This is a genomic window from Truepera sp., from assembly GCA_032027045.1.
GTDB lineage: Bacteria > Deinococcota > Deinococci > Deinococcales > Trueperaceae > JAAYYF01.
The window spans coordinates 308,326-324,900 of sequence record JAVSMU010000001.1 but is presented as its reverse complement, the minus strand read 5'-3'; the positions used below and the strand labels follow the sequence as shown (position 1 = coordinate 324,900).

At 67.8% G+C, this 16,575-nt stretch carries 14 protein-coding genes; 10 read left to right on the top strand and 4 right to left on the bottom strand.

Going from position 1 to position 16,575, the window contains the following annotated elements; translation table 11 throughout:
* On the bottom strand, positions 1-1,287 hold the full coding sequence (locus tag ROY82_01365) for an extracellular solute-binding protein (GenBank protein MDT3681114.1): 1,287 nt from the start codon (positions 1,285-1,287) through the stop codon (positions 1-3).
* Positions 1,288-1,530: 243 nt separating this feature from the next.
* Positions 1,531-2,349 (bottom strand): neutral zinc metallopeptidase, encoded by an 819-nt coding sequence (locus ROY82_01360; GenBank protein MDT3681113.1) that lies wholly within the window; start codon positions 2,347-2,349, stop codon positions 1,531-1,533.
* Positions 2,350-2,509: 160 nt separating this feature from the next.
* On the opposite strand from ROY82_01360, the gene ROY82_01355 reads away from it, so the two are divergent.
* The 9 genes from ROY82_01355 (at position 2,510) to ROY82_01315 (ending at position 12,768) form a co-directional block, all read left to right on the top strand.
* Entirely contained in the window at positions 2,510-3,262 is a 753-nt protein-coding gene (locus ROY82_01355) for a tyrosine-protein phosphatase (protein ID MDT3681112.1), read from the top strand.
* Positions 3,263-3,357: 95 nt separating this feature from the next.
* Positions 3,358-3,963, top strand: coding sequence for a TetR/AcrR family transcriptional regulator (locus ROY82_01350; GenBank protein ID MDT3681111.1), 606 nt, complete (start codon positions 3,358-3,360; stop codon positions 3,961-3,963).
* Between the two features lie 77 nt (positions 3,964-4,040).
* On the top strand, positions 4,041-6,302 hold the full coding sequence (locus ROY82_01345; protein MDT3681110.1) for an MMPL family transporter: 2,262 nt from the start codon (positions 4,041-4,043) through the stop codon (positions 6,300-6,302).
* 20 nt (positions 6,303-6,322) lie between these two features.
* Entirely contained in the window at positions 6,323-7,102 is a 780-nt protein-coding gene (locus ROY82_01340) for an outer membrane lipoprotein-sorting protein (protein MDT3681109.1), read from the top strand.
* A 27-nt stretch (positions 7,103-7,129) separates the two neighbouring features.
* Complete coding sequence (locus ROY82_01335) at positions 7,130-8,407, top strand: DUF1302 family protein (protein MDT3681108.1); 1,278 nt, start codon at positions 7,130-7,132, stop codon at positions 8,405-8,407.
* A 28-nt stretch (positions 8,408-8,435) separates the two neighbouring features.
* Positions 8,436-9,140: a hypothetical protein gene (locus tag ROY82_01330; GenBank protein ID MDT3681107.1), complete on the top strand. Its 705-nt coding sequence runs from the start codon at positions 8,436-8,438 to the stop codon at positions 9,138-9,140.
* An 89-nt stretch (positions 9,141-9,229) separates the two neighbouring features.
* On the top strand, positions 9,230-10,813 hold the full coding sequence (locus ROY82_01325) for an ABC transporter substrate-binding protein (protein ID MDT3681106.1): 1,584 nt from the start codon (positions 9,230-9,232) through the stop codon (positions 10,811-10,813).
* 84 nt (positions 10,814-10,897) lie between these two features.
* Entirely contained in the window at positions 10,898-11,905 is a 1,008-nt protein-coding gene (locus tag ROY82_01320) for an ABC transporter permease (protein MDT3681105.1), read from the top strand.
* Positions 11,902-12,768, top strand: coding sequence for an ABC transporter permease (locus tag ROY82_01315; GenBank protein ID MDT3681104.1), 867 nt, complete (start codon positions 11,902-11,904; stop codon positions 12,766-12,768). The genes ROY82_01320 and ROY82_01315 overlap by 4 nt, the downstream gene beginning before the upstream one ends.
* A 95-nt stretch (positions 12,769-12,863) precedes the next feature.
* Here the strand turns inward: ROY82_01315 and ROY82_01310 are convergent, their stop codons facing one another.
* Positions 12,864-15,014 (bottom strand): alpha-glucosidase, encoded by a 2,151-nt coding sequence (locus ROY82_01310; protein ID MDT3681103.1) that lies wholly within the window; start codon positions 15,012-15,014, stop codon positions 12,864-12,866.
* Positions 15,015-15,106: 92 nt separating this feature from the next.
* Positions 15,107-15,277, bottom strand: a complete 171-nt coding sequence (locus ROY82_01305; protein ID MDT3681102.1) for a hypothetical protein — start codon at positions 15,275-15,277, stop codon at positions 15,107-15,109.
* A gap of 105 nt (positions 15,278-15,382) precedes the next feature.
* On the opposite strand from ROY82_01305, the gene ROY82_01300 reads away from it, so the two are divergent.
* Positions 15,383-16,573, top strand: a complete 1,191-nt coding sequence (locus ROY82_01300; GenBank protein ID MDT3681101.1) for an MFS transporter — start codon at positions 15,383-15,385, stop codon at positions 16,571-16,573.
* Positions 16,574-16,575 lie beyond the last annotated feature (2 nt).

The window sequence follows — 16,575 nt, the reverse complement described above, 5'->3', positions numbered from 1 at the left end:
TTAGAGCTCGCCACGCATGGCGCGCTCGACGCCTTCACGCATGGTCTTGAGCACGTCGGCCGGGTCCTTGCCCTGGAGCATGACGGCCTCGACCGCATCCTTGAGGACCTGCTGCACCTTGGGCGAATCCTCGCCGTAGTAGATGACGTGGGCCTTGGCCAGGTCGCTCATGAACACGTCCGAGTACGGGCTGTCCTTGAATAGGTCGGAGTTGACGAGTGACTGCGTGGGCTGCAAGATGGCGACCCGCTCGAAGAAGTCGGCGGCGTGGTGCGACAGGAAGCCGAGGAAAGCCCAGGCGCCCGCCTGCTTCTCCTTGGAGGCCTGCGCGTTCACGAGCCAGTAGTGACCGTAGTAGGGCTCGGCCACGTCGGCGACGGCGTCCTCCCACTGCGGGAACGGGATGACCATCCAGCCCTCACCGGGCTTGAAGCCGGGGTTGTCATGCATGATGCGCGCGGCCTGGTACTGACCGGACTCCATCATGCCGATGTCGTTGTTGTCGAGGTTGAAGATCTTGCGTGCGGCGGTGTAGGTCGGCGAGCCGAGGTTCTTGCCGTTGGGGCCCCACTGTTGGAAGTACTCGAGCACGCGCAGCCAGGCGGCATCGTTGACGATGGCGCTCTTGCCGTCGTCGGAGATGAGCTTGCCGCCGAGTTGCTCGGCCATGGGAACCATGAAGTTGAGGTAGTACGGGTAGCGGAAGTCGAAGCCGCGGCGCGTGATGATGTCGCCGTCACGGATCGTGAGCTTCTCGGCCACGTCCATCATCTGCTCCCACGTCTTCGGGTAGTCGGTGAGGGGGTCGAGGCCGGCGCTCCTGAACACGTTCATGTTCAAGTAGATCGCCCAGTTGGTTACCTCGAGCGGCAGACCGTACAGCTCGCCCTCGTAGGTGACCGGATCCAACACGCCCGGGAGGTAGGCGTCGTAGATCGCCTGCGTGTCCGCGTAGCCGGCAGCCGCCGCATCGACGGGCGTCACGCGCGCGTTGACGATGTACGGGAACTCCTGGGGGATGTCCATGTTGAAGATGTCAGGGCCGCGGTTGGCGGCGAAGGCGGTGAGGATGAGCTGGCCCATCTGGTCGGACGGGTTGGTGACACGCACGACCTTGTAGTCGGGGTTCTCGGCTTCGAACTTCAAGATCAGTTCGTCTTCGAGAGCGGTGCGGTTGGGGTCCTCGTGGGTCCAGTAGACGATCTCCGTCTGGGCGAGGGCTGCTCCGCCGGCCATCATGAGGGCCAGCAAGAGAAACGACATTCTGCGGAATAGCTGCTTGGACATGCTACCTCCCGGCCTCCAGGCGTGCGCCCGAGGCTCCGCGGCACGAGGACGCGAAACCGAAGACGGTTCGGAACGGCAGATGGCTGACCGCGCCTTCCACCCGAGGCATTCGCCACGAGCATAGTGGTTCGGCTTGGAGCCGGTCAACGTGCCCGGTGTAGGGACGAGAGCCAGAGGAAGCAAATTCTACGTCGCAACTGAGTGGTTCGGGGGACCGCGCCCCAATCCGAGGTCCCCAGTAAGTCAGTTGCGCGAGAAGGTGTCGCAGGCGTTGGGGTCGCCCGTGTCGTAGCCGGTGCTGAACCACTGCGTGCGCTGAGCGGAACTGCCGTGCGTGAAAGTCTCCTGGTTGGGGATGCGGCCGGCGCGTTTGGCCAGCGTGTCATCGCCGACTGAAGAGGCCGCGGTGAGCCCCTCCTGAAGGTCACCCTCCTCCATGATGCCGCGGCCCTCGGCCGAAGCCGCCCATACTCCCGCGTAACAGTCGGCTTGGAGTTCGGTGGCCACCGACTGGCTTCTGCTCTGCGCCTGGGCGAGGGTGCCGAGGAGGTTCTGGACGTGATGACCCAGCTCGTGGGCTATCACGTACGCCTCCGCGAAGTCTCCAGGTGCCCCCAGGCGCCTGCTCAGCTCGTCGAAGAAGCCGAGGTCGAGGTAGACCTTCTGGTCCTCAGGGCAGTAGAAGGGTCCGGCGGACGCCGGTGCGACGCCGCAGGCGGACTCCACCGCCTCCCGGTACAGCACGAGGTGGGCGTCGGTGTAGTTGAGGCCGCTAGCGGTGAAGGTAGCTGTCCAGAACGACTGCACGTCGTCTAGCACGAACGATACGAACTCGACCCGTGGTTCCTCCGCCTGGATCTGCGCCTGGCTGGGCGGTGCCTGGGCCGGACCCGCAGTCGGGGTGATGCCCAGTGCGGAGAACAGGTCGGTGCCGGTGAGGGCGCTGAGCGCGAGGATGATCAACACGCCACCGATGCCGAGCGGAACGGCGGCCCTGCCGGGGCCACGTTGCCCGCGCCGGTCCTCGATGTTCTTGCTGCGTCCTGTGTCTTCCCACTTCATCCTCGAGCTCCCGGGGTCGCTGCTGCCAACCGGCGCTCATGCCGGCATGAAGCCTGGTGGCGAGCATGCTACACCGCCAAAGTGGGAGTGGCACGCGCTTCCGCCACAACACGCGCGGCCCGGGAGTACCCGCGGCGCAACGGCGCGGTAGCATTGACCGATGGCAAGTCCCGTGACTCCCGGTTCTCAAGATGCGCGTTTCCTGACGCTGGACGGCACGCTGAACACCCGTGACCTCGGCGGGTTGCCGGTGACCGGCGACGGCGTGACCAACTTCGGCGTCTTCTTCCGCTCCGACATCCCGATGCAGTTGGGCGAGGCCGATTTCGAACGCTTGAGTTCGATGGGCCTCAAGACCGTGATAGACCTGCGTCAGCCGCAGGAACTGGAGCGCGACCCGAACAGCCTCGCCTCGCGGGCGGGCATCGATTATCAGAACGTCGAGATCTGGGGTCACATCGATGCCGGCGCCCAACCCGAGGACCCCTACGACATCACGGCGTTCTACCTCCGGGCACTCGATCACGCCGGTGGCGCGTTCGTGCGGGTCATGACCCTGCTCGCCGACTCGCCGGGGGCCGCGCTTTACCACTGCACCGCGGGCAAGGACCGCACGGGCCTCGTGTCGGCGTTGCTGCTCGAGGCCGTGGGCGTGGACCGCCAGTCGATCATCGACGACTTCGCTCTAACCCACGACCGGATCGACCCGTTGCGTCAGCGTCTCCTGGACGACGCCGAACGACACGGGATAGCGCGCCACGACTTCGAGCGGCTGCTCGGTGCTACTCCCGATCTCATCGGACCGGCTCTCGATCACTTGGACTCGGTTTTCGGCGGGGCCGTCGCCTACCTGCGGTCCAACGGACTGCCGGACGACGTCCTGGAGAGGCTCAGACACAAGCTAACCGGCTGAGGGGGTTGCGCCGGAGCCGGTTGCCACCCCTTCACGGAAAGATAGTGTCATCACATTACGGAACGATCGTTCCATAATGTGTTAGCCTTGGCCCGATGGCGAGGCCGAAGGAGTTCGATCACGACCAGGTGGTGCTCAAAGCCGCGGCGCTGTTCCAGCGCCAGGGTTACGAAGCTACCTCCGTCAGGCAACTGCTCGACGAGCTCGAGCTTAGCTCCAGCTCCTTCTACGCCGCCTTCGGCGGCAAGGAACAGCTGCTCATGGAGGCACTTGCAGCTCACGCGCGGATCGAACGTGACCAGCTAAGGCAAGCACTCGAAGGCCCCGGCCAGTTCCGCGACAAGTTCGCGGGGCTACTGGCAACGCTCATCGACGAGCTCAGCTCGGCAGGCGGCGTGAGCTCCCTCACCCTGAGCGCGGCAGTTGAGCTGGCCGGCACGAAGCCCCAGGTCCTCGCGTTCCTCTCGAAGTACATGGAGGAACTGGTGGGGATGGTCACGGAACTGATCGTCTTGGCCATGAACCGAGGAGAACTCGGCCGCGGCCCCGCGCCCGAGCACCTGTCCCGCTTCCTGCTGTTCAACGCCTTCAACCTTGGCTTCGTCGCCAAGGTGACGGGCGCGCGCGACGACCTGGAAGGTTACGCGGCGGTCGCACTGGCCGCCCTCGACGCTCACCCGAACGCACACCCAACCACTTAGGAGGCTCACGAAAGAATGATCCGCGACCCAGCAGCATCGAACCCCATCTGGAACGAACGTTCCAACTTGAGCCTCGCATGACCCCGCGCTCTCGTCGCCGCGACTGGGCCATCGTGGTGGTGTTCGCCCTCGTGTCCGCTGTGCTCGGCCTCGGCGCGCTCAGGCTGAAGCTCGACGCATCCATATCTGCCATGCTGCCAGACAAGAGCAGCGTTGCCGACCTGCAGCGCGAGGCATCCGACGTGTTCGGCTCCGACGGCATCATGGTGGCTCTCGTGGAGGGCGACATCTACACGCCCGCGGGAGTGGCCACCTTGCGCCGCGTCTCCGCCGACCTCGCCAAGGTGCCGGGCGTCACGAGCGTCACCAGTGCCGGTAACGCCCAGCGCATGGTCGACGACGACGGTTTCCTCCTCACCGAGGACCTCCTGCCGGATAACCCCACCGCCGAAGAGATCGCTTCGGCGAGGGAGTACCTCGAGACCTCGCCCCTCTACCGCGGCGGGCTGCTCGTGGCCGAGGACGGCCAGGCGGCCAACATCATCATGGAAGTCGACGGGGACGCCGATTCGGAGGCTCTGAGCAGCGGCATCCGGGGCATGCTGCAGACCGACTGGCAGGGCGCAGGCATGGGCGCCTTTCACCTGGTCGGGGGACCGCTCATCGACGGCGAGATGCGCGCCACGCTCGCCAAGGAGATGCCCCTGCTAGGCGGGTTGGCGGCCCTCCTCATCCTCGTCATGCTCTACCTCAACTTCCGTACCGTGCGGGGTGCGCTACTGCCACTCATGACCGTATCGGTGGGGCTCTTGTGGTCGTTGGGTGTCATGGGCTGGATAGGGGCCGAGCTGAGCACCCTCAGCATCATCGCCCCCGTAGTCATTCTCGCCGTGGGCAGCTCGTTCTCGCTTCACTTGTTGGGCCGCTTCTTCCAGGAGCTCGCACACGGCGCCGACAAACGGGCGGCCGTTGGCATCTCCGTCAAGGAGACGGGCCTTGGCGTCCTGATCTCGGGCCTCGCGATATCGGCGGCGCTCTCCACGTTCGCGCTCTCGGGCATGCCCACGGTGCGCAGCCTCGGCCTCCTGACGGCCGGCGGCGTGCTCACCACTTTACTGGCCTCGCTCGTGCTGCTTCCGGCCGTCCTCGGGCTCATGCGGGCACCTCGCAAGACCATCGACCCCGAGCAGCCCGGCGTCATCGCGCGGTTCCTGGAGGCCCTGGCCCGCTTCGTCGACAAGCGCCGCTACCCCATTCTGATCACCGCGGCGTTACTGCTGGTCGTGGCCGTCGTCGGCGCCACCCGCATCGTGCCCAACACGGCCGTCATCGACTACTTCAACGTGAACTCGCCCCTGCGGAGAGACTACGCGGTCGTCGAGGAAGCGTTCGGGGGCTCGAGCCAGGTCGTCGTGTTGGTCAAGGGTGACATGAGCGACCCCGCCGCTCTCCAAGCGATGTTCGAGTTCCAGCAGGAGGTGGCGAAGATCGACGGCGTGGGGCCCACCAGCTCCATCGCCACGGTGCTCCGCGCCATCCATCACACGCTGACCGGCGTCGACGGCCTGCCCACCACGCGCGAGGAGGTGGCTCAGGAACTCCTCCTCTACCAGCTCTCCGGCGACCCGGAGCAGGTGAGCAAGTACCTCACCCTCGACTCCCAGATGGCCCTCGTGGACATCGCCACCAAGTCGGAGCCGACCGCCATCCTGCGGCGCATGGTGGACGACATCGAGGCCGCCGGTGAGGCGACACTCGGCAACTACGCCGAACTCGGCTACACGGGCTCGACGCCATTGCAGCTCGCCATCGAGGACTCGCTGCTGCACGACTTCATCATCAGCCTCTCGCTGGCCATCGTCTTGGTCATCATCATCGACTCGTTCGTGCGCTCAGTCCGCGCCGCCGTCGTGACCATCTCCGCGCTGCTCCTCACCATCGCCTTGCAGTACGGTCTGCTCGGTTTTTTCGGCATCCCACTGGATCTCTCGACGATGCTGCTTGGGGCGCTGGCCATCGGCGTGGGCGACTACGCCATCCACCTGACCGTCAGGTACATGGAGGAGCGCCGGGCCGGCCTGGCACCCGAAGCCGCCATGAGCCAGGCCCTGCACTCGTCGGGCCGCTCCATCCTCTTCACCGCACTGACGCTGGGGGCCGGCTTCCTCGCCCTGGTCGTGAGCCAGTTCGTGCCCGTGCGTACCCTGGGCTCGCTCATGGCATTCACCGTCGTGTCGGTCGGCACGGCGTCGTTGACGCTGCTGCCCGCCGCGTGCCTCGTGTTCCTACGCAACCCGCGCGGTTCGACCACCGCCGCCACCGCCCCCGCCAAAGCGTGACCCCTAAGGAGACCTTCCCTATGACCAGCAAGCCAGCCGCCCGCTCCATTCTCGCTCCAGCCATGGCCCTGCTCCTCGCCCTCACGGGTCTGGCCGCCGCCCAGCGCTACTCCACGGCCCAAGAGGTCGTGGACGCCATGAAGGCGCAACCGGCGCCGGCTACGACGATCGCCACCATGAGCATGACCATCACCGCCGCCTCAGGGCACTCGCTCACCCGCGTGATGCAGATCTGGGCCGCCGACGACGGCCGCTCGCAGCTCATCAAGTTCCTGGAGCCCGCCGACGTGCGCGGTTCGGGCTTCCTGTCCGTAGAGAAGGCCTCGGGCGAGACGGAGACGATGATCTACCTGCCGGCCCTGGGCCGCGTCCGCCGGGTGGCGGGCGGCCAGAAGCAGGACTCCTTCTTCGGCTCGGACTTCTCGTACGAGGAGATCTCGAGCTTGAGTGGCGACTTCGGCGACGACTTCGACTCCGCACTCAAGGAGACCCTCCCGGGCCCCACCTACGTGCTGGAGGGCACGGCCAAGCCGGGTTCGGAGAGCAGCTACGACCGCATCGTCTACCAGGTGCCCGAAGCCACGCTGGTGCCTGAACGCGTCGACTTCTACCGGGGCGGCGAGCTGGTGAAGACACTCACCATCTCGGCCACCTCGCAAGTGGGCGACTACGTCCTCCCCAGCACCATCCGCATGGAGACCGTGGCCGCGGGTTCGTACACGACCCTCGAGCAGTCCGACTTCAGCGTCGACCAGGACATCCCGGCCGACGTCTTCACCGAACGCTTCTTGCAGCGCTGAGGCGCTGAAGGCAACGAGGTGCCACAGATGAGCCGTCACGCGACCCTTAACCCACTTCTCGCCGCGCTGGTCAGCCTGGCCCTGGCCCTCGGCACACCCGCGCTGGCCCAGGTGAGTTACCGCTTGGGCGGCAGCGTTGCCGCCGAGTTCGGTGTGGCCATCGACGGGAGCATCCCCGTGGCCGCCGCCGACCTGACGCTGAAACTCGACGGCGAGGTGGGGTCGGGGTTCTTCCCCGACGCCGTCTTCACGGCCGAGCTGCTCTCGCGCTACGACGCCGCGGCCGACGAGCCCTTCAGCGTGCGCTTGGGCCGCGCCTACGCGACGGTCTACCTGGGCGCCCTCGACCTCAGCCTCGGCAACCAGGTCGTGGCCTGGGGCTCCGCCGACGCCGTCAACCCGGTGGACGTCGTGAATCCCCGAAACCTCTCCAATCCGCTTGCCGACCCCGCCGACCAGAGGTTGCCGACGCCCCTGGTGCGCGCCACCTGGCACGCCCCCGAGGGCGTGACCGTAGACCTCGTGCTGGTGCCGGTGTTCGTGCCCTCGACCCTGCCCGGCGCGCGTTGGCAGCTCTCTCCCGCCGCGCCGCCCGCCCTGCCACCCGGTGTGACCATCGTCGGAGTGTTGCCGCCGCAGGAGGCCGCGCCGGCCTTCGAGTTGGGGAACATGCAGTTCGGGGGGCGCGCGACCCTCGACCTGGAGCTGGGCGGAGGGGCCGACGTCAGCGTCATGGCCTACCGCGGCTTCAGACACCTGCCCACTGCCTCGGTCGACTTGGTGCCGACCCCCACTCCGGGCATGTTCGAGCTGCAACCCAAGCTGGCATATGACCGGGTCACGGTCGTCGGCGTCGACTTCTCGGCCGTGTTCGGCGACTACGTGGTGCGGGGCGAGTCGGCCTACACTTTCGGTGACGACCCAGGAGGCACCGAGCCGAGCATCGGCAACGACGACTTCGCGGCCGTCCTGGGCGCCGAGACCAACGTCTCGGGCGGTCCGTTCCTCACCCTTCAGGGAGCGTACCAACGCACGGCGGCGGACGCGGGCGCCGACCCGGAGCATTCCTTCTCGACCGTCCTGGCCGCCTCCTTCGACCCCGACAACCGCATCGGCCTCGACGTCGCCTGGCTGCACGAATGGACCGACGGCAGCGGCGTTATCAGGCCCTCGTTCAGTTACACCTTCGCGGACGGCCTGACAGGAACCGCCGCGGCCACCGTCTTGTACGGTTCCGATGGGAGCACCTATGGAGTCTGGAAGGACAATACCCAGCTCAGCCTGGGAGTCGAGTTCTCGTTCTAGGCGGTTCGCGAGGACCAGGGGCACGCGCGTGCTCGCGGCCCTCGCCTGCGCGCTGCTGCTCGCGCCACTGGCTTGGGGCCAGACACCCACGGCGCTAGCGGACCGGGGCGATTACCCCGCCGCCTGGGAGAAGGCGAGCCAGGTGCAGACGGCCGCCATGCAGACGACGGCGGCGCGCGCCGCGACCGACGAGGTCGCTTACCATCTCGCGCGCGTCGGCGCACCATTGTCCGAGGAGCTGATCTGGTTGAACCGCGCCGTGACCGCCGCCGAGACGGCCACGAAGCTCGACCCCGACTCGGCCGCCGCCATCTTGCAACTGGTGAGGGCCAAGGGCGAGATAGCCCGGCGCTCGGGGATCTTGCAGAACCTGAACGTGGCTCCCGAGCTCAAGACGCTCTTCGACCGCGCACTGGCGCTCGACCCCAACGAGCCCGACGCGCTGGCCGGTCTCGCGATGTGGCACCTCGAGCTCGTGAAGCACGGGGTGGGCTGGCTGTACGGCGGGCGCAAGGAAGCCGTCATCCCCCTCCTCGAGAAGAGCGTGACGCTGGCGCCTGAGCAGATAAACCTGAGGCTGGAGTACGCCACCGCGCTGATAGCCCTGGGCAAGCCCGACGGTGCCAGGGCGCAGCTCGAGGTGGCCCTGACCCTGCCGACAAGGCGGGCGTCCGATGACCTCGACAAGGAGAAGGCCGCCGACATGCTGAAGGGCCTGGCAAGCGACCGCTGAACGTCGGCGGCGCGTCCGGCTCGATGTAGTAGACTCTCGCTACCCGATTCCCCAACGGGTAACAGTCTCACTCGTCAAATGGAGGCAGCATGCGGCTCAAGCGGATAGCAACCCTGGTGGTTGCGCTCATCTTCGCACTGGCAGCGGCGTTCGGCGCCGCGCAGTCGGCTCGTCAGACGACCCTGGTAATAGGGGGTGACTGGGGCGATCTGTTGACCATCGACCCGGGCGTGAGCTACGAGTTCTCGGGCACCGTCGTCATCGACAACATCTACGAGCGCCTCGTCAAGTTCGAGGGCGCCGACCTCTCGAAGATCGTGCCCGGCCTCGCGGAAAGCTGGGAGATCACCCCCCGCGACGACGGCGGCAACAGCATCACGTTCCACTTGCGCGACGCCAAGTTCTCGACCGGTCGCCCCGTGAAGGCCTCGGACGTGGTCTTCTCCTTCGACCGCGCCATCCAGATCGCCGGGCCGGGTTCGTTCCTGTTCACCGACACGGCCGGCATGCAGGTCGGCTCGACGGTGGCCGTCGACGACAAGACCGTGCGCCTCGACCTTCCCGAGGGCAAGAACCCCACCATCGTCCTCAACCTGCTGACCTTCAACATCGGCGGGGTCATGGATCAGGCCGAGGTCGAGCCGCACTTCCAGGACGGCGACTACGGGCAGACGTGGCTCAACGACAACTCGGCCGGCTCCGGCCCCTACAAGCTGGAGCGCTGGGACCGCAGCGCCCAGGTGGTGCTGGTCGCCAACCCCGAGTACCCCGACCCCGGCCCCATCACCCGCGTCATCATGCGCTACATGCAGGAGTCCAACGCGCAGCGCACCGCGCTCGAGTCCGGCGAGATAGACATCGCGTGGGACTACACCCCCGAGGCGTTCCAGGCCGCGGCGGGTAACCCCGACCTCAAGACGTACAAGACCGACACGTTCCAGATGACCTACCTGGGCATGAACTCCGGGGAGGGCGCCCCGTTCGCCGACAACCGCGTCCGCGACGCCGTGCGCTACGCGGTGGACCAACAGGGCATCATCGATAGCCTCCTGCTGGGTCTTGGCCGCCGCATGCAGACGATCATCCCCGCGGGGCTCATGGGCGCCGACACGACCATCTACTACGAGCGCGACGTGGAGAAGGCCAAGTCCCTGCTCGCCGAGGCAGGTGCCACGGGTCTCACGGTCGAGTTCCTCGTTCCGACGGGCGCCTGCGGCGGCGGCATCCCGTGCGCCGACCTGGCCGCGAAGATCCAGTCCGACCTCGCCGAGGCCGGCATTACGGCCAACATCAAGCAGACGGTATCGAGCGAGCTTTACACCATCTACCGTGCCCAGGCCGCCCAGCTCGTGCTGGCCGCGTGGAGCCCCGACTACCCCGACCCCGACGGCAACGCCACGTCGCTTGCAAGCTACGCGGCCAAGTCGATCGCGTGGCGCAACGTGTGGGACAACGCCGAGGCGAGCGAGCTGGCGGGCGAAGCCGCCACCACCATCGACGTGGACGCGCGCAAGGCGCTCTACGCCAAACTCACCAAGCTCGTCGCAACCGAGGGCCCCTACGAGATGCTCTACCAGCCCTACAAGCCCGTGGTCACGTCGGCCAAGGTCGAGGGCTTCGAACGCAGTGCCCAGGGGGACGTCGAGTTCGAGCGCATCAGCAAGCTCCCCTGACGGCGGCCGGAGCAGTCCGACGTCTACGAAGTTCTTGGAGGGCTCGGGTGACCGGGCCCTCCTCCAGCTGACCCCGGAGGGCCGTTGCTAGCTTTCCTACTTCGCCGCCTTGGCTCGTTGGTCTTCGTCGTGTGGGGCGTCGGGTTCGCGGCCTTCTTCATATCCCAGGTGGTGCCGGCCGATCCGGCCGCGGCCGCCCTGGGCAACAACGCCCGGCCGGCGCAGGTGGCCGCCTACCGTGAGAAGCGCGGCCTCGACAAGCCGGCCTGGAAGCAGTACCTCATCTACATGAAAGCGCTGGTGACGGGCGACCTCGGCCGCTCGCTCCGCACGCAACGCCCTATCTTGAACGACCTGCGAGACTTCTTCCCCGCCACCTTCGAGCTGACCCTGGCCGCCATGCTCTTCGCCCTGGCGCTGGGCATCCCGGCCGGCATCCTGGCGGCGGTGCAACAGGACCGCCCCCTCGACCTGGGTGTGAGGGCCCTGGCGCTGGTCGGGGGTGCCACGCCCGTCTACTGGCTGGCCATCCTGATGCTCCAGCTCTTCCACGCCAAGCTGGGGTGGCTGCCCGGACCAGGGCGGCTCGACGCCTATCTCCTCGCCCCCCACCGAGTCACCGGCATCCTCACGCTCGACGCGTTTCTCGCCCAGGACTGGGAAGTGCTGGTGGACGCCCTGCGCCACCTGTTGCTGCCTGCCGTGGTGCTGGGTGCCTTCTCGATGGCGCTCGTGGCCCGCATGGTGAGGAGCGCCATGCTGGAGACCCTGTCGCAGGACTTCGTGCGCACGGCCACCGCCAAGGGCCTGCCGGGGCGCAAGGTCGTCATGAAGCACGCGTTGCGCAACGCCGCGCTGCCGGTACTGACCGTGCTCGGAAGCCTCCTGGGCTCGCTCCTGACCGGCGCCGTCCTTACGGAGACCATCTTCTCCTGGCCGGGCTTGGGCTCTTACGCGACCGCCAGCGCCACGGCCCTGGACTTCCCGGCCGTGATGGGCGTGACCCTCGTCGCCGGCTTGGCGTACAGCCTCATAAACCTGTTGGTGGACGTTTTGTACGTCGTTCTGGACCCCCGGGTGTCGTACGTATGATCGCCGCCGCCAAAGAGAAGCGGCTGGTGCGCAACAAGGCGCTGAGGCGCTTCCTCAGGAACCCGGGCACGGTGCTCGGGAGCGCTCTGGCGCTGCTGCTACTGCTGGTGGCGGTCTTCGCGCCTCAGATCTCGGGTGACCCGCTCGCGCAAGATCTCGCCGTCCGCCTCCAGCCTCCCAGCGCCGAGCACCTGCTTGGCACCGATCAACTGGGGCGCGACGTCTGGTCGCGCGTCGTTCACGGCTCACGCATCTCACTGCGCATCGGATTGACCGTGGTGAGCGTGGCGCTGCTGTTGGGCGGCTTCATCGGGCTGGTGGCCGGCATGTTCGGCGGGCTCGTGGACGAGGTCGCCATGCGCATCACCGACATCTTCTTCGCCTTCCCCGCCCTCATTTTGGCCATGGCCATCGCGGGTGCGCTCGGGCCCAGCCTCGGGAACCTCATGATCGCCGTCGCGGCCGTCACGTGGCCCTACTACGCCCGCCTGATCCGCGCGCAGGTCCTGAGCCTCAAGACGCTCGACTTCGTCGACGCCTCGCGCGCCCTTGGCGCGAGCCGCTGGCGCCAGGCCCTGCGACACGTGCTGCCCAACGCCATCACGCCGCTGTTGGTGCAGGCGAGTTTCGACGTGGGCGCCGCCATCCTCACCGCCGCCGGCCTCGGCTTCATCGGCTTCGGCGCTCAGCCCCCCACGCCCGAATGGGGAGCCGTGGTGTCCGAGACGCGCTCTTTCATCTCGGAGGCGCCCTGGGCCTCTTCCGCCCCGGCGATCGCCATCCTTATCACCGTGCTCGCCTTCAACTTGCTGGGCGACGGCTTGCGCGACATCCTCGACCCGCGCGGTCGGCGGCGCAGCTAAGCTCGAGCCACCCGGCCGGCAGCGCAACTGAACTCAGGCCACATGGTCGGCGGCGCAGCTGAACTCAAAACACGAGGTCGGCGGCGCAACTGAACTCAGGCCACGCGGTCGAAGAGGCCGGGCTGCCCTAGGGGCGCGTCCACCGTCACCCACTTACCCTCACCAGCTTCGAAGTTCACCCCGCTCCAGCGGTGGCGCCACGTGCCGCTCGCGGCCGGGAGGTACGCCCGCACGCTGCGGGCGCCCTCGTCCAGCACCGGCGCCACGAGCAGGTTCGGGCCGAGGAAGTACTGTCTCGCAAGGTCCTCACAGTTGGCGTCCTCCGGGTACTGCAGCCACGGGTGGCGCGCGACCGGCATGCCCGTCTCGCGCGCCTCCGCCATCAGGCGTACTCGCAGGTCCCGCCATCCCGCGTGAAGGCGTGCGGCGTGCGCGAAAGCCGACCTGGTGCCCTGGTCCGAGTACACCTGAACGTTGTGCTGCGGCCGGTTGCCCTCGTGGGTGCGCAATAAGGCGGTGAACGCCATGAGCTCGCCCCAGCGGGCCAGGAGTTCGGGGGAGCGCAGAGTGGTGGGGAGGGGCGGCAGGGTCGAGGTGTACCCCCCGACGTCGCCGTGATTCAGGGCGAAACCCGAGAAACCGCCCGAGAGGAGGCCCGTCAGGGCGCTGGCCAGGCCGTCGAAGCGGTCCCACGTAACGCACTGATCGCCCAACCAGAAGAGCCCGGCGTCGCCCGGGCTGCGGGTGAAACCGGACCGGAAGAACGTGAGGTAGTCGTCGGCGCTCCCGCCGCTGCGCTCTGCCACGAGGCGGCGAAGGTCGTGGTTGAACGCGGCCCAGGCCTCCGGGTAGTGGTTGTGCCACTGGAGTGCCGTGCCGTGCGCCAGTTGGGCGTCGAGCGGCAAACCCTCGCCGAAGTCCGCCATCCAGCCCGAGGCGCGGCTCTCGCTCAGGTTGAGGGCCAGCGTCTCCAGGTACCAGGAGCGCGCCTCCGGGTTCGAGAGGTCTATGAGGCCCGCGGTGAAATCGCCCTGGTCGGTCAGGTACGTGCCCCCCGAGGCGTTCTTGACGAAGTACCCGGCGGCCTCGGCCTCGTCGAAGAGCGCGGGCCTCCCACCGGGGCGATCGTCCATTGGTGCCAGGAAGGGGTTCACGTACGTGAGGACCCGAACACCACGGGCCGCAAGGCGCTCGAGCATGCCGTGCCAGTCGGGGTAGCGGCCCTCGTCGCGCTGCCAGTCCCACCACAGCCTCGTGCCGAACGGCAACTGCCGGTTGCCCACCCAGTCCTGCAGCCACACCGCGGCGAGCGGGGCGCCCTCGGCCAGCAGGTCGGCCACGACCCGCTCCACCTTGTCGGCGCCACCCTGCAACCCGAGGATCGCACCGGCGTGGGCCCAGTCCGGTAGCGGGGGCATCCGCCCCGTCTCACGCGTATGGATCTCGAGGAGGGTACGCGGGTTGTGGGCCGAGTACGCCAGTGCCCGCAGGCGCGGGCCGTAGAGGCGGACGCTGCCGACACCCGGCCAGCGCAGGTCGAAGCGGGCCGGCTCCGACTCTCGTACCAGCAACCCCGCCATCTCCGTGGTAACGAAGCCGGGCACGGGAGCGTAGGTGCTCCACCAATCGCCGCCGGCGCCACCCAGGCTCTCGGTGAAGCGGGTCAAGGGTTGCGCCCCACGTCCTACCCCCTGCTCGGCCGTGATTATCGGTACGGCGCGGCCGCGCATGTCGAGGTAGGTGAACTGCACCCCGAAGCCGAACACGCGCACTCTGGGCGGTTGCTCCCAGAAAAGGTCCGTGAAGAGGCCGTCCTGCTGGAGGCTCACCTCCACCTCCAGCCGCTCCGCGTCCACATCCACCAGACGGACCTCGTAGGCGACGGCGTCTTCGGGCACGCTCCCGGCGGCTACCGCCTGCAGGTCGCTCGTCGTGAGCGTTAGGAGGCCCCGTAGCTCGAGCATCGGGCGGCCACCCGTTACCCCGCCGACCACTCCCCCAAGCCACTGGTGGCGGTAGCGCGCTGCGAGCCGTTCCGCCGGCCTCAGGTGGCCCGCCAGGCCGGTGGCGCGGTACTCACCGCGAGAGGCCGCCAGGAACGCCCGTCCGGCTGGACCGCGGAAAGTGGCTGCGTGGGCCCGGCCGGTGCTGCGACGCACGTTCAGTCGATCGAGTCCATCGCTCCCCCGCAGCCGCAGTTCGAACGCCCCGAACACCACGGCAAGGTCGTGCAGGCTAGGGGCCATCCTCAGCCTGCCCGGCCGCGTGGTCCTGCTGCTCGTCGCGAACGGAAACGCAGTGGTGAGAGCCGACGCCCCACCATCCCGCGGCATGAACGTCAGCCTTGCCGGCCGCGGTTGATGCCTTGCATCGCCGCTATGGCCATGCCGAACGAAACGGCCGCCAGGAAGAAGAACAGCGGCCCGCCGCCCTGCAGCGCCCGCCACAGCAGATAGCCGCCTATGGCCAAGAACACCAGCACCATGATCACGCTCGGTGCGCGCTTCACGAGCTCGACCTCCTCTTCCGCCACTCGGGCGCCCCGTCAGGTGAAAGTATCACGTTGCTCGTTGCGGCCACCTGACGAGGAACCCAACTGTTACCGTTACGTGCCATGAGGGCTGCGAGGGTCGAACGTGCCGCGTTGACCGGCACGGGCCTCGCGTTGCTCCTCGCCCTCGCGCACTTCGCCAACGACGCCTTCACCAACGTGCTCCCGGTGTTCCTGCCTATCCTGCAGGTTCGCCTAGGGGTCGGTGAGGTCGTGCTGGCCACCTTCGTGGCCGTCATCTCCATCTCGGCCAACGTGATGCAGGCCTTCGTGGGCGGGCTGGCGGACCATTGGGGCCTGAGGCGAAGCGCGGCGCTTGGCCTCATCGTGGGTTCCGCCCTGATGAGCTTCGTCGCCGTGGCGCCGAGCGTGGTCTCGCTCCTCCTGATCCTCCTGATCGGCGGGCTCGGCTCGGCGACATTCCACCCGGCGGCCGCCTCGATGGCCGCGGCCTCCGGAGCGCGCAAGAGCCTCGCGGTCGGGCTCTTCACCGCCGGCGGCCCCCTTGGCGTGGCCCTGATGCCTATCGTGGTGCTGGCCATAATCCGCGGAGCCGGACCGCAGTACGTGCCCTATCTCGCGCTCTTCGGTACCGCCGTCGGCCTGCTCCTGCTTTACCTGGCCCCCAAGCGGGCCCGTCCCCTGACGAGCAGGCGCGGCAAGGTGTTCGACGCCACGCTGTTCGCGGGACCCGTGGGGCTATTGGCGCTGGCCGGGCTGTTCAGGGCGATGGCCTTCATCAGCTTCATCAACGCCGTGCCACTCTACCTAGCAACCGTGCGCGGCTTCGCGCCCGACGCCCAGGTCATCGGCTTCACCCTCGGCCTCTTCAGCGGCGCGGGAGCCATAGGTGGCTTGATAGCCGGGCTGCTGGAGCCGCGCGTTGGGCGAAGGCGCCTGGTGGTAGGAGCCATGCTGCTTGCGCTGCCGCTGATGGCCGCGGTGCTGTTCGTGGCTCCGGGCTCCCTCCTTTACTACGTGCTGGTCGCGCTCGCCGGGTTCAGCAGCAACTCGCCCATCCCGCTCCTGGTGGTGAGCGCACAGGAGCTGGCCCCGCACGCGGTCGGGGCAGCCTCGGGCATGTTGATGGGCCTCACCTGGGGCACCGCCGGCGTCTTGTACATAGGCTTCGGTGCGTTGCAACAGGCCGTGGGGCTGACGCCCGCCATGCTGCTGGGCTTCGCGTTCCTCCTGCCGGGTGGCTGGCTGGCCGGCAGCGTGCTGAAGCGCAACGCCTCGCTGCTCAGCAGCTGAAC